This window comes from Aerococcus sp. L_32, assembly GCF_050689315.1.
This window is the reverse complement of record NZ_JBOEQF010000050.1, coordinates 1-13755: the sequence shown is the minus strand read 5'-3', so window position 1 is coordinate 13755 and position 13755 is coordinate 1. Positions and strand designations below refer to the sequence as shown.

12 protein-coding genes, 1 pseudogene and 1 riboswitch are annotated in these 13755 nt (G+C 42.4%); of the genes and pseudogenes, 11 read left to right on the top strand and 2 right to left on the bottom strand.

The window, feature by feature from the left end; all coding sequences use genetic code 11:
* From ACRCJ0_RS05240 to fabV, 8 genes and pseudogenes are all read left to right on the top strand, one after another.
* Positions 1 to 1176 (top strand): annotated as a pseudogene (locus ACRCJ0_RS05240) (acyltransferase family protein); the annotation flags it as partial.
* Positions 1177 to 1311: 135 nt separating this feature from the next.
* Positions 1312 to 1761, top strand: coding sequence for an OsmC family protein (locus ACRCJ0_RS05235; protein WP_417893728.1), 450 nt, complete (start codon positions 1312 to 1314; stop codon positions 1759 to 1761).
* A gap of 70 nt (positions 1762 to 1831) precedes the next feature.
* A riboswitch (FMN riboswitch) is annotated at positions 1832 to 1957 on the top strand.
* 119 nt (positions 1958 to 2076) lie between these two features.
* A complete protein-coding gene (locus tag ACRCJ0_RS05230) occupies positions 2077 to 2919 on the top strand; it encodes an energy-coupling factor ABC transporter ATP-binding protein (RefSeq protein WP_417893729.1) in 843 nt (280 codons plus the stop codon).
* Entirely contained in the window at positions 2895 to 3830 is a 936-nt protein-coding gene (locus tag ACRCJ0_RS05225; RefSeq protein WP_417893742.1) for an energy-coupling factor ABC transporter ATP-binding protein, read from the top strand. The genes ACRCJ0_RS05230 and ACRCJ0_RS05225 overlap by 25 nt, the downstream gene beginning before the upstream one ends.
* A complete protein-coding gene (locus tag ACRCJ0_RS05220; RefSeq protein ID WP_417893730.1) occupies positions 3827 to 4615 on the top strand; it encodes an energy-coupling factor transporter transmembrane component T family protein in 789 nt (262 codons plus the stop codon). The genes ACRCJ0_RS05225 and ACRCJ0_RS05220 overlap by 4 nt, the downstream gene beginning before the upstream one ends.
* A gap of 21 nt (positions 4616 to 4636) precedes the next feature.
* Positions 4637 to 5494: a tRNA pseudouridine(38-40) synthase TruA gene (truA, locus tag ACRCJ0_RS05215; protein ID WP_417893731.1), complete on the top strand. Its 858-nt coding sequence runs from the start codon at positions 4637 to 4639 to the stop codon at positions 5492 to 5494.
* A gap of 170 nt (positions 5495 to 5664) precedes the next feature.
* On the top strand, positions 5665 to 6447 hold the full coding sequence (aroD, locus tag ACRCJ0_RS05210; RefSeq protein ID WP_417893732.1) for a type I 3-dehydroquinate dehydratase: 783 nt from the start codon (positions 5665 to 5667) through the stop codon (positions 6445 to 6447).
* Positions 6448 to 6676: 229 nt separating this feature from the next.
* A complete protein-coding gene (gene fabV, locus ACRCJ0_RS05205) occupies positions 6677 to 7876 on the top strand; it encodes an enoyl-ACP reductase FabV (RefSeq protein WP_417893733.1) in 1200 nt (399 codons plus the stop codon).
* A gap of 145 nt (positions 7877 to 8021) precedes the next feature.
* Here the strand turns inward: fabV and ACRCJ0_RS05200 are convergent, their stop codons facing one another.
* Positions 8022 to 8918, bottom strand: a complete 897-nt coding sequence (locus ACRCJ0_RS05200; RefSeq protein WP_431388416.1) for a fructose bisphosphate aldolase — start codon at positions 8916 to 8918, stop codon at positions 8022 to 8024.
* Between the two features lie 195 nt (positions 8919 to 9113).
* Between ACRCJ0_RS05200 and pepF the strand changes: the two genes are divergently transcribed.
* A complete protein-coding gene (gene pepF, locus ACRCJ0_RS05195; protein ID WP_431389715.1) occupies positions 9114 to 10925 on the top strand; it encodes an oligoendopeptidase F in 1812 nt (603 codons plus the stop codon).
* Between the two features lie 50 nt (positions 10926 to 10975).
* Entirely contained in the window at positions 10976 to 11140 is a 165-nt protein-coding gene (locus ACRCJ0_RS05190; protein ID WP_111856611.1) for a preprotein translocase, read from the top strand.
* Between the two features lie 369 nt (positions 11141 to 11509).
* On the opposite strand, the gene ACRCJ0_RS05185 is transcribed toward ACRCJ0_RS05190, so the two are convergent.
* Positions 11510 to 12688 carry a 5-methyltetrahydropteroyltriglutamate--homocysteine methyltransferase gene (locus ACRCJ0_RS05185; RefSeq protein ID WP_431389714.1) on the bottom strand — a complete coding sequence of 393 codons (1179 nt, stop codon included), beginning with the start codon at positions 12686 to 12688 and terminating at the stop codon, positions 11510 to 11512.
* Positions 12689 to 12815: 127 nt separating this feature from the next.
* Between ACRCJ0_RS05185 and ACRCJ0_RS05180 the strand changes: the two genes are divergently transcribed.
* The gene (locus tag ACRCJ0_RS05180) at positions 12816 to 13727 is read left to right on the top strand and encodes a LysR family transcriptional regulator (protein WP_431388575.1); all 912 of its coding nucleotides are present in this window, start codon (positions 12816 to 12818) and stop codon (positions 13725 to 13727) included.
* Positions 13728 to 13755: the final 28 nt, after the last annotated feature.

The following is a 13755-nucleotide window of genomic DNA, read 5'->3' as shown; positions in this document are numbered from 1 at the left end:
TTGGCTATACTCACTTATGGGATGCTCCACATGCTTGATGCAGCGACGTTCACTTACTATGGTGGAATGTTTGGCTTTGATTTATTAGCAGCTGTAATGATTGCCTTGTTGACTTATAAAGGATCTTGGGTTGGTTTTCTATTGAAATTTAAACCCTTGCGGTGGCTTGGTCAACGTACATTCCATATGTATTTATGGTATTATCCAATCAATGTGTTGTTCCATATGGTTCCAACCAGTCAGAATTGGTTTACTAATAGTATATGGCCACAAGTCATTTTGATTATTGTCCTATCCTGCTTGTCTTATGCCTTACTAGAGGAAAAAAGATGGCCGGTGCCGATTTTTAATGAAGTCCGAAATAATCAACCCGTTCGTCTATTTACAAAGGTACGTAATTTGTTTAAAGAGCCGGCACCTTGGTTGACCCGTATTTTATTCTTAGCGTTTACCTTCATATTCCTTGGTGGTGCGAGTGCTGTTGCAATTTCTAAACCAGCAGACAATGTGACAGTAGAAGAGCAGCAAGCAGCTGACCAGGCCAAGAAGATTGAGGAATTGAATAAACAACGGGCTGAACAAGAAAAACAAGCAGACGCGAGCCTATCAACCTATAAAGACAATTTAAGTGAGGCGTCACTAGGATTCTATGAAGGGATTCCTGATGAACAAGCCCGCTTTGCCTACCAATTATCTATAACCTTTATTGGTGACTCCCTAATGGTCGGTGAATCGGAAGGTTTATACACCTTGTATCCTAATGCTATTGTTGATGCGGCGGTTGGTCGCCAGTTATATACCTCAATTAGCTATCCAGCTAGCTTAGAAGCACAGGGAATGCTCCATGACACGGTTCTTGTTGACCTAGGAGCTAATGGGGGCTTTACGTCAGCTCAATTGTCTGACTTCTTAGATGAGATTGGACGGGATAAGACGATTTTCCTAGTCAATACCCATGTCGACCGCCCTTGGGCAGCTGATGTCAATAAAACCTTAGCTGAAGTGGCCAGTGACGATAGTGATACCATCTACTTATTGGACTGGCATGAATACTATAGTAACCACGAGGAAGCGTCCACTTGGTTGAGTCAAGACGGGGTCCACTTTAATCCAGACGGAGGCCAAGTGTGGTTGCAGTTTATCACCAACGGTATGTACGAAGTCTTGAAAAAATAAAATTTCTATATAAAATTGAAACATTAGATGAAAAGGCAATTGCGGGTTTGAGTGCAATTGCCTTTTTTGCTAGGAGTATTAAGGGTATAATGGCCCATATTAGAGCATAATCAAGAGGATGGAGGCAATGCGCATATGGGTGAGGATAAATTGTTGTATACGACACGGGTGCATAATGATCAAGGGCTTAAGGGAACGGCCTGGGTTGAAGGGGATAATGAGCTGCGGGTCCAAACGTCAAGTCCTTTGAAAGCTGATGAGCTTGGGACTAACCCAGAACAACTGATCGCCTTATCATGGGCGACGTGCTTGAATGCGACCATCGAAATTGCTTTAGACCGACACGGTATCAAGGGTGTGGCCAGTGAAGTGGTCGTTCAAGTGGACTATAAATTAAATCAGGAAACAACCATCACTTATTTTGATTTCAAAGTAGATATCTACCTCGATTTACCACGTGACCAGGCGGAAGCTATAGTCTATGAGGCAGAAGGCCGGTGTCCGGTATCTCAGATCATCGGTGACTATGCTTATAAGGAAATAGTGATTCACACTAATGATCATGGAGATGGTACAAAGAGATAAGGTGTCTTGACATCTGATCATTGCTTTTAATGGTGGATTTTAGTAGACTAAACTAAGTGAAAAACAAATGAAATGTCTTCAGGGCAGGGTGCGAGTCCCGATCGGCGGTAAAGTCCGCGAATTACCAGCAGCAATAGGTGATTGAACTAGTGGAATTCTAGTACCGACTGTTACAGTCAGGATGGAAGAAGCGTATAGCAGGATGAACGAGACGGCGATGCAAGTGGTTAGCTGAATTGGGCTTCTTTGACAAACTCTTCCAAGTAACATTGGAGGAGTTTTTTCTTAAATATTTAAAGTGAGCGAGGGAACAAGATGGCGAAACCGATTATTCAGGTTCAAGATTTGTCTTTTCAATATAGTCAATCAGATGAGAAATTAGCTATAGATGGCCTATCAACGAGTATCTATGAAGGTGAATGGCTAGCGATTATTGGCCATAATGGGTCGGGGAAATCGACCTTTTCAAAATTATTAGTGGGCTTACTGGAAGCCAAGTCAGGTACCATTCAGGTGGACGATAAGGTCCTTTCTATGGAGACCTTATGGGATATCCGTAGTCAAGTAGGGCTAGTCTTTCAAAATCCAGACAACCAATTTGTTGGGGCAACGGTTGAAGATGATGTGGCTTTTGCCTTGGAAAATATGGGTATGCCGGTTGATGAGATGCATGCCCGTGTTGAGTCTGCCTTGAAACGGGTTAAAATGTGGGACTACCGCGACAAGGAACCAGCAGCCTTATCTGGTGGTCAAAAGCAACGGGTTGCGATTGCGGGCGTGATTGCTATGGCACCAAAAATCATTATTTTAGATGAATCGACTTCAATGTTAGATCCTGAAGGTCGGGACGAATTGATGGCAATTGTGGCGGATATCAAACAAGATAAGGCCCTAACTGTGATTTCGATTACCCATGATTTAAACGAAGCGGCGGAAGCTGACCGGATGCTTGTCTTTAAAGAAGGACAAATTATTAAAGAGGGTACGCCAGCTGATATCTTTATTTACGGGAATGAGTTAACTGAGATTGGTTTGGATGTGCCTTTTTCCGAGCAACTAAAAAGCGCCTTAGCTAAACGCGGGGTGGCTGTGCCGGATGCATATTTTGATGAAGAAGGGTTGGGTGAATGGTTATGCAAATCGCATTTGAACAAGTAGGTTTTACTTATGGGGCCGGGACACCGTTCGCCAGTGCAGCCTTGCATGATATTAATGTAACGATTCCTGACGGGTCATATACGGCGATTATTGGCCATACAGGGTCAGGAAAGTCGACCATTACCCAACACCTTAACGCCTTGGTACAACCCACTGTAGGACAAGTACGAATTGGTGAGACGGTGGTGTCAGCTGACGCTAAGCCAAAAGACTTGAAGAAGCTCCGTCAACGAGTAGGGATGGTCTTCCAATTTCCTGAAGGACAACTATTTGAAGAAACGGTCATTAAAGATGTAATGTTCGGGCCGATGAATTTTGGCGACGATGAAGCGACAGCCCGCGAGAAAGCTGAAGGAGCCTTAGCAGCAGTGGGGATTGCTCGGACTTTATTTGAGCGGTCACCTTTTGAATTATCTGGTGGGCAAATGCGCCGGGTAGCCATTGCTGGGGTGATTGCCATGAAACCGGAAGTACTGGTATTAGATGAGCCAACTGCTGGACTAGATCCAAAAGGTCGGATGGAAATGATGTCTATGTTCGACCGCTTGTATAGAGACCAAGGGTTGACGATTGTTTTAGTGACCCATCAAATGGAGGATGTGGCAGCTTATGCCAACCACGTGATTGTGATGGATGGTGGGACTTGTGTGAAACAAGGGACGCCAGCTGACGTTTTTGCCGACCCTGCTTGGTTAGCCAGCCACCAATTGGCTTTACCGGACGCAGCTGATTTTGCCTTTAATTTGCAAGGTAAATTAGACCGCCAGTTATGGGATGGAGCGACTCAGGTGCCATTAACGGTAGATGCTTTAGCTGATTTAATCGTTGATAACTTGGCTTTAACGACCGGGCAAAATGACGACGACGAGTTAAACGGACTTAGTACAGAGGAAGGGGTCAATGATAGATGAAAGATAAATTGATTATTGGCCGGTATATTCCCGGTAATTCCTTGATGCACAAACTGGACCCGAGGGTGAAATTGGTGGCCTTGATTGTCATGATGCTATTGGTGTTTGCGGCAACTAATGTCACGACCAATATCGTCATGATCGTGGTGGTCACGAGTCTAGTCTTTTTAACTGGGATTTCTTTAAGGGTATTTTTACGCGGTTTGAAACCCATGATTGCGATTATTATTTTTACGGTAGCCCTACAAATCCTCTTTACCCACACCGGGGACGTCCTGTGGTCTTTTGGGCCACTAGCCTTAACAACTGGTGGCTTGTCTAATGCGGCCTATATTTTTATCCGCTTCCTATTGATTATTTTCCTATCGACGATATTGACTTTGACCACTCAACCTCTGGCTATTACAGATGCCATGGAAGCCTTGTTGAAGCCTGTTCGTAACATTTTGCCAGTCCATGAGGTTGCCTTGATGTTGTCGATTGCCTTGCGATTTGTCCCGACCCTACTTGAAGAAGCGGATAAGATCATGAACGCACAGCGGGCACGTGGTGTGGACTTTTCAGAAGGCAACATCCTTGAGCGGGTGAAAGCCTTTATTCCAGTCCTCATTCCCTTATTCATTTCAGCCTTTAACCGGGCTTATGACCTAGCCACTGCCATGGAAGCGCGTGGTTACAAGGGCGGTGAAGGACGGACCAAGTACCGTCAATTGCATTGGGGCAGAATAGATACCCTTGCCAGTATCGGTCTTGCTGTTTTGACCATCGTCATGATTATCTTATAGCCACTAGAAGGAGGGCGCATTTTGCCTAGATTTAAAGTAACCTTGCAATACGACGGGACACCCTTTGTCGGCTTTCAAGTGCAACCAAATGGGCATACCGTACAAGAGGCCCTTGAAAGAGCCCTAAAGCTCATGTCTAAAGGACAGACGATTCCTGTCGTTGGGTCAGGTCGGACCGATTCAGGCGTTCATGCTCTTGGCCAAGTGATTCATTTTGATTATCCAGCGGAAATTGGGGAGGAAGCGGTCTTAAGAGCCTTAAATTCAATCCTTGACGATGCCATTTGCATCACCAAGGTTGAGCGGGTGGAAGATGATTTCCACGCCCGGTTTCATACGAATGGGAAGAAGTACATCTATAAGGTAGATACCTCTAAGTTTCCGTCACCGTTTACTAGACAGTATATGTACCACCATCCCTACCGAACGGACGTTACCCGAATGCAAACGGCCTTAAAGGACATTATCGGCGTCCATGATTTTAAGTCCTTCTGTTCGACTAAAACGGATAAAACCAACTTTGTCCGGGAAATTTACCGAGCTGAAGTGACGGCTGATCCCGATGCAGAAACTTTGACCTTCGTCTTTGAAGGATCAGGCTTCTTATATAATATGGTCAGGATTTTGGTGGGCACAACGCTTCAAATTGGGGACGGGTTAAGACCAGTTGATGAGATGAAACGATTGATCGCAGCCGAAGACCGGAATGAAGCAGGACCCACAGCAGCCGCACATGGCTTATATTTAGCGGAGGTTTATTACCTAGGACTAGAAGATCGCCAGCAGGTTTCCAAGGCTTATAGCGACTATAAATCTGGTTTAGGGACGCCTATGAGTGCAAGTGGGGACTTAGAGGCAAATTCAGGTGAAGACTTTTAGAGACGGTCGACAATTTTGATGATCAAAATATTGAAGAAGTTAATAAAGAATAAGTGCTTCAATCTTTAATCACAAATTTTATATAGCTTAAAAGGTAAAAACTCGATACAATATACATATCAAATGGTATCGAGTTTTTTATTTTACCTTGATGTCAGAAGGAGTCCAACATGAAGAGTGTAAAAATTGCTTCCTTGAAGTTCGGGGAGGATAGACCAAAAATGATTATTCCCTTAGCCGAGGATAATGCGGTAGATATTATTAACTGTGCCAATTTCTACCGCCGTCAACCAGGCGATATGGTGGAATGGCGGATTGATTACTTTGACGATTTCGACGAGCTGGAAGAGTTGGTTGAATTGAGTAAACGGGTGAAAACCTCTATTCAAAAACCCTTACTTGCCACCTTTAGAACCTTGGGCGAGGGCGGGGAGTCAGCTATTGGCAAGAGCCAGTATGTTGAAATGTACCGGTATTTAATCCAAGCCAAGGCTGTTGACGCTATTGATATCGAGTTTGAGCGAGGCCAGGACATCTTAGACAACCTGATTCCTTACGCCCACAAACACCAAGTCAAAGTCATTGTTTCCTACCATGATTTTGTGAAAACCCCTTTGGAAAATGATATAGTCAAACGCCTACAAAAGATGGGTCAGTCAGAGGCGGATATTGTGAAAATGGCCGTCATGCCCCACGATGAAGCGGATGTATTGGCTTTGATGAATGCGACCCACCAAGCGTCCACATTAATCGACCAACCCTTGATTACCATGTCGATGGGCCGTTTAGGCAAGATTACCCGAATTGCAGGGGAAATCTTCAAATCAGCGGCTAGCTTTGCCACTGTAGAAGGGATGTCGTCTGCTCCTGGGCAAATGGCCGTTGAAGATGTGGAAGAATGCATGAACTTGTTGACTTTGCATGCAGATGACTTGGATGATGAAAATTACTAGGATAATTTGCCTATAGGATTGAAAAACGGCCATTAAGTAAGGAAAATACACATATGACAAGAGAGGATTGTAGGGTAAAACCCAGTCCTTTTTGCTTTCAAAAAAGCTTTCATTAATACTTTGATTTTTGATATAATCATGTAAAACTTTACTACTAGTTTCCTTAACTATATAATATAAAGATGAATCGTCAAAAAAATGAGAAATCAGTAAATATTAGGAGACTTATATGACTTTAGAATTTAAGCCAAAAATGCGTGGTAATGTCCTTGTTAGTGTGAATCCGATGGGGTTAAAGCAAGAAGTAAACAATCAAATTCAATATGTTAAAGACCAAGGAACCTTTGAAGGACCGAAGAAAGTGTTGGTATTAGGAGGCTCATCTTCTTATGGATTGGCTAGTCGGATTAACCTAGCCTTTGGTGCGGGGGCAGATACGATTTCAGTTTCACATGGTGGGGGACCACGATCCGAGAAAAACCTTGGTAAGCCAGGTTGGTATAACAATATCTTTTTCCGGCAAGCAGCGGAGGCTGAAGGGTTAATCGCTAAAAATATCATGGCAGATGCCTTCTCTAACGAAGCGAAGGACCAAGTGATTGACTTCATCAAGAATGAATTCGGCGGAAAGGTGGACTTTGTGGTCTACTCATTGGCTTCAGGACGCCGTACGGACCCAAATACCGGGGAAACTTACAATTCAGTAATCAAATCAATTGGCCAAGAGGTTGTGGGACCAAACGTCAACCTACAAAAGGAAACCTTCTTTGAACAGGTGCTTGAACCGGCTACAGAAGCTGAAATTGAGGACACTGTAAAGGTTATGGGTGGTGAAGACTGGCGGATGTGGATGAATGCCTTACAGGAAGCGGACGTGCTAGCTGAAGGCGTTGAGACCGTTGTTTATTCTTATTTAGGGGCTGAATTAAACGAGTCATACTACAACAAGGGCACTTTAGGCCGTGCTAAAGCGGACTGCGATAAGGCTGCCGCTTTAATCAACGAAGATTTAAAAGACATCGATGGGAAAGCAACAGTTGTTGTGGCAACCGCTGTAACCACTAAAGCTTCATCTGTGATCCCATTCTTCCCAGTATACTGCTTAGGGCTATTTAAGGTCATGGAAGCGCGAGGCCAACATGAAACGCCAATTATGCATATCGACCGGATTTTCCGCGACATGTTATTTGGCGACCAGGCAGAATTTGACGAAGAGGGCCGTTTGCGCCCAGATTCATGGGAATTAGACCCAGAAGTGCAAGCTGAAGCCAAAGCTTTGATTGAACAAATCAACCAAGATAACTTCAATACAGACTTCACAGCTTGGGATACCTTCATGAAAGAGTTCTTGAATTTAAACGGCTTTGAAGTGGATGGTTATGAAGAAAGACCGGTTACTTACGAGGAATTGGCTAGCCTAGAGCCATAATCATAGCATATTTGGATTGCGCACGACGAGTCGATAGGAAAATCAGCTTATCGTATTTTATACAGAAAAAGCTCAGAGGTGGTTTCATTCCTCTGAGCTTTCTTTATTTTATTTTATTTTATTTTATTTACTCTACTGTTTCTTGCTATTTTTTGTTTACAGACGCGTCGTAAATGGTATCAATAGCACTGGCTAGTAAGTCATTGAATTTGTCATCTGCTTGGCTTGCTCGTAAATCGGACGCGAGGGCACGTGAGAATGACGCGATCATGTCATGATTTTCCGCCAACAGTTCATTGGCTTCTTCACGAGTGTAACCACCTGATAAGGCCACTACACGAACAACATTAGGGTGGCTGGCTAGTTCACGGTAAGTATCTGGTACTGTAGGGATTGTCAGCTTCAACATGACTAAGTCATTTTCCCCTAATTGATCTAAATGTAACCGGATTTCTTCAGCTAATAATTCCTCGATGGCAGCTTTATCTTCGGCATTAATGTTGACTTCGGGTTCAATAATCGGTACTAAACCTGCATCAATAACCTGTTTAGCGACTTCGAACTGTTGGTCGACAACTTCTTTGATGCCAGCAGGGTTAAATGCGAGAATATTAGAGCGTTCCTTAGTACCGAAAATGCCACGTTCATTGGCGCGAGCTAATAGGTCGTCAAGGTGTGGTATATCTCTCATTAATTGCACGCCGTTGGCTTCTTCAGCAAGTCCTTTATCGATTTTAAGGAAGGGTACGATCCCTTTGTCTGCTAAGTATTCTGCGGTGTATTTGCCATCTACTTGGCGGTCCATGGTATTTTCAAATAAGATAGCGGCTAGAATTTTGTCGCTAGTGAATGCTGGACTGGTCATAATTCGCGTCCGCATTTCGTGGACTTTCGCGAACATTTCATCGTCATTACTATAGGCATCTTCAGGCACACCGTAGGCTAATAAGGCTTTTGGTGTTGAACCGCCTGATTGGTCTAGGGCTGCGATAAATCCTGGGTCGTTTGACATGCGTTCTAATTGCGCTTGATTGAGTGACATATTGAAAATTCCTCCTTAAAACATATGCGGTGGTATCCTTTCGTCACTTATTATTATGAACCTCATTTTTTTAAAATCCAAAAGAAAACCCTTGTGAAAAATGAACATCCAGACTATTTCTGGTAAGTTTTGGGGTTTTAGTGGTAAACTTATTTAAGAAAATTACCATTAAGCTAGGAAAGAAGGATATGCCGGATGACAATAGAGAATACATTCCCAACCCGCGACCAAGTAGATGTAGCAACCACTTGGGATCTCAGCCAAATTTTTGAAGATGAAGCAACTTTTGAAGCGAAATTAGCTGAATTTAAGAATCTAGGACAAGCTTTCAAGGAAAAATATGAAGGTAAATTAAGTGATGCGAGCGATATTGCTAATGCAGTTTTAGCGGCTTCTGACGTGCAAGTTTTAGGGTCACAATTGATGCACTATACCTTTTTAGCGGTTGAAGCCGACCGTACAAATTCACAAGCAGCATTGAAATTACATAAGGTATCGGCAGCGAGCAAAAATGTTCAAGAAGCGATGCTATTTTTCCAAAATGCGTTATTAGAAAAATCAGCAACTGAACTGGAAAAAGTAAAGGCCATTGCTCCAGAAACAGCAGACTATATTGCTGAAGTTGAACGTCAACAAGCGATATATTTGGGCGCTAAAGTGGAAGATGTACTATTCCAATTCGAACAAGCACATGATCAAAATTATGAAGTGTATAACAACGCTAAATTAGCCGATTTAACTTTTCCTGATTTTGAAGTAGCAGGTACTACTTATCCTTTAAGCTTTGTTTTATATGAAGATAAATATATGTTTGAAGAGGATACAGCCGTTCGTCGGGCAGCCTTTGATGCTTTCTCAAAAGAATTGGCAAAATACCAAAATACCTTTGCAACAACTTATTATGGACATGTCTTGCAGGAAAAAGCTCAAGCTAACATTAGGGGGTACGAGTCGGTAATTGATTATCTACTCTTCAGCCAAGACGTGGACCGAGAACTATATGACCGTCAAATTGATGTGATTATTGAGAAATTAGCGCCCGTTATGCGTAAATATATCAACCACGTAAAAAAAGTACGTGGTTTAGATAAAATGACTTACGCTGACCTAAAAATCAGCCTTGATCCAACATTCTCAAAACCGGTTTCTTTTGAAGAGTCTGAAGCCTACGTGAAAGAAGCTACTGCCGTTATGGGTGAGGACTACTTCACGGAAATCGCGCCAGCCTTCACTGACCGCTGGGTAGATTACGCCCAAAATGTGGGTAAATCAACTGGTGGATTTGCAACCATCGCTGCCGGTGTTCATCCATATATCTTAATGAGCTGGACAGAACAATTGTCTGATGTCTATACCTTGATTCATGAATTGGGTCATGCAGGGCAAATGAGCCGAGCTGAAGCCAACAACTTGTTTATTTCAAGTGAACCCAGCTTGTATGTGATTGAAGCGCCGTCAACTTTCAATGAGTTACTATTAACTGGCTATTTACAAGCTAATGGTGAAGACGACCGTACCCAACGCTTTGCCTTAGCCAATATGCTAACCAACACATATTTTCATAATTTCATTACACACTTGTTAGAAGCGGCCTACCAACGTGAAGTTTACCGACTAATTGACAACGGTGAAGCCTTCACAGCCGAAACCCTTTCTGACTTGAAAAAAGGGGTATTAGAAGCTTTCTGGGGTGATGCTGTAGAGATTAATCCAGGTGCTGAATTAACTTGGATGCGTCAACCACATTACTACATGGGCTTATATTCATATACTTATTCAGCAGGCTTAACGATTGCTACACAAGCCTACTTGAATATCCGTTCAGGCGAAGATGATCAAGCCATTGAAAAATGGATCAACTTTTTGAAATTGGGGCGGATTAACCCGGTTGAAGCTACAAAAGTAGCAGGAGTGGATATTACAAGTGGTGAACCATTAGAAAATACCATAGCCTTCTTAAACGACACAGTTGACGCTATTATTAACTATTCAGCGAAACTGGCTTAATGAAGACTAGCGATTGCCACAAATAGATGGAGAGAAAGTTTGGTGAATAGATGATTTGGGTATTTTTCGTAGCAGCTCTTTTGCTACTGATTACCAGTAATTATATGTACAAAAAAGAGCAGAAGCGTATCTACATCGTCTTCGGTGTCCTCGCGGTTGTGCTATTAATCTTCTTTATGGCTTTCTTTGTACTATACAATATGCAAGGGGCTTAAATATTGAATTGCTATCTAAGTAGAATCCTATTTTTTGGATTCTACTTTTTTATTTATAACGAAAATCCGTAGGCTTTTGCTTTCTCTAACATTGCCTTAAAATCCGTGGGACCGTTCTCAGCTAAGATCTGAGAACTTGCCTGACCATTCAGACTGTAAGGGGGTTACCCCGAACATTCTGATATGCGTCAGTATGTGAATATTTATGCCCTTAATAGGCCAGGGCTGCAACAAAGTAAAGCTCAAAGGATTAACTTTAACTTCTCGGATTGATTGAAATGATTGCTGATACAAGAATAAAGAGATTAAAAAAGAGGTTGGCGTGGGAAGCCAACCTCTTTCGAAGGATGATAGTTTTTTGATTAGGGATTATTCACCAAAGTATTTGAATGCGATTGCTTGTCCTTGTTTGATTTTGTCCCATTGGTTTTCGTGGGTTAATTCGTTACCACCGTCACATGAGGCAAAGCCACATTGGTGGGATAGGTATAGTCTGTCTTTTGATACGTATTTAGTTGCTTGTTCTAGACCGTTTAATGTGCGTTCTTCATCATCTAAGTCGGCTGTTTTTGATGACAGTAAACCTAATACAACTTCTACTTGGTCGTTGTCTTTAAAAGCTTCTAATGCGTCGATTGAACCAGCACGCTCGTCGTCCCACTCTAAGTAGAAACGGTCGTAACGTTGGTTTTTCAAGAAGTAGTTCGCGATTTTTTCGTATGAACCGTTAGATGCGTGACGAGATGCGTAGTTACCACGACAGTTGTGGGTGTACACTTTTAAACCTAATTCATGACCGTAATCAATTACTGCATTGTTAACAGCTACATAAGCTTCTGCACTGGCTTCAGCTGCCTCCGCGTCCCAACTACCATCTTCATTTCTGAATGGTGAGTTTGATGAGTCTTCTGCATGGATAGTCCATAGACAGTCATCTAATTGAATGATTTTACCGCCTTCTTGTACATATTCATCTAAGAATTCTTTGTAGGCATTGATTAAACCTTCTCGTAATTCAGCTTGTGATTTGTATACCTGGTTGTATGTTTGTAGGTTTAAACCTAAATCAACATAAATATGACCTGGTGAAGGGATACAAACTTTCACATCAGCATCTGAATCGTTTAAATCAACTAAACGTTTGTAGTGGTCGATGAAAGGATGGTTTTTACCTGATAAGGGTTTGAAGATTTCAATCCCGATATCTTTACGCGTTTCGAATGCATGCTCATGGTCATGGTCAACGAAGATATAACCTTGGTCAGCAATGAAACGACGTACCCCGTCAAAGCCCCAAACGAAGTCTAGATGCCATAATGATTTTGAGTATTCGCCATCTGTAATTTCAGGGAAGTCTAATTCGATTTCTTTTTTTACGATATCAGCAACTGCTTCGTCTTCTACTTTTTCATAGTTGTCGAAATCTTGGTAGAATGGATATTGAATATCGTCGCGTTCCTCGATTTGACGTTTGTAAGCTAATAAGTCTTCTGGACGTAAGAATGAACCAACTGTAAGGAATCGTTTTGAAGTTTGTGTTTGTGTCATAATAATGTTCTCCTTTTTCGATAAATATTTTTGAACTTGTTATGAGTATATGGGTCTGGCATAATAATTACAAATAACTATTATATGTCGGTTTTCATAGCTTTAAACTATGGTAAGGAGTGAGCGTATGCGGATTGAAGATTTGCAGTATTTTATGAAGGTTGTTGAAGTGGGGAATATGACGCAGGCGGCCAAGGATTTGTTTATTGCCCAGCCGTCTTTGTCGAAGGCCATGGCCAATTTGGAGTCTGAGATGGGGGTAACCTTGTTTCAGCGGACGGCTAAGGGGACGATTCTGACGGTGCAGGGGGAGGAATTTCTCCAGTATGCACGGCAAGTTTTGGAGCAGATTGATTTAATGAATCACCGTTATAAGGAAGAGGACCAAGCGAACCGGATATTTTCAGTATCCGGCCAGCATTATGCCTTTGTAGTGGATGCTTTTGTGAAGTTACTAAGGGAGATGGATGCAGACCAGTATGAGGCGACATTGAAAGAAGAACGAACATTTGAGGTCTTGGATGATGTTGGTAATTTCACCTCTGAGGTGGGCGTTATTTACCGGTCTAATTATAATCAGAAGGTATTAGAAGGGGCTTTTCAAGAGAAGCAACTGACTTTTACGCCATTGTTTAAAACTGCACCACATGTGTTTATTGATAAAGGGCATCCTTTAGCGAAACAAGCGACGATTAGTTTAGATGACTTAACCGCTTATCCTCGCTTATCATATGAACAAGGCACCCACAACTCTTTCTACTATTGGGAAGAGATTTTAGCGGATATTCCTGTTCCAAAACGGATTATTGTTTCTGACCGAGCAACCTTATTTAATTTACTCATCGGTTTAGATGGCTATACGATTTCTTCAGGGATCATTAATGATGATTTGAACAGTCCGGATATATTGGCAATTCCTCTTGAGTCAGACGAGGTGATTGAACTAGGTTACCTAACCGCTAACCGTCACCAGCTGTCTTCAATTGCCAAACGCTACTTAGGCTTACTCGAAGAATCTATCCAACAATATGCTAAATAAGAAATCTATGAAAAGTGATTTTTTCGTG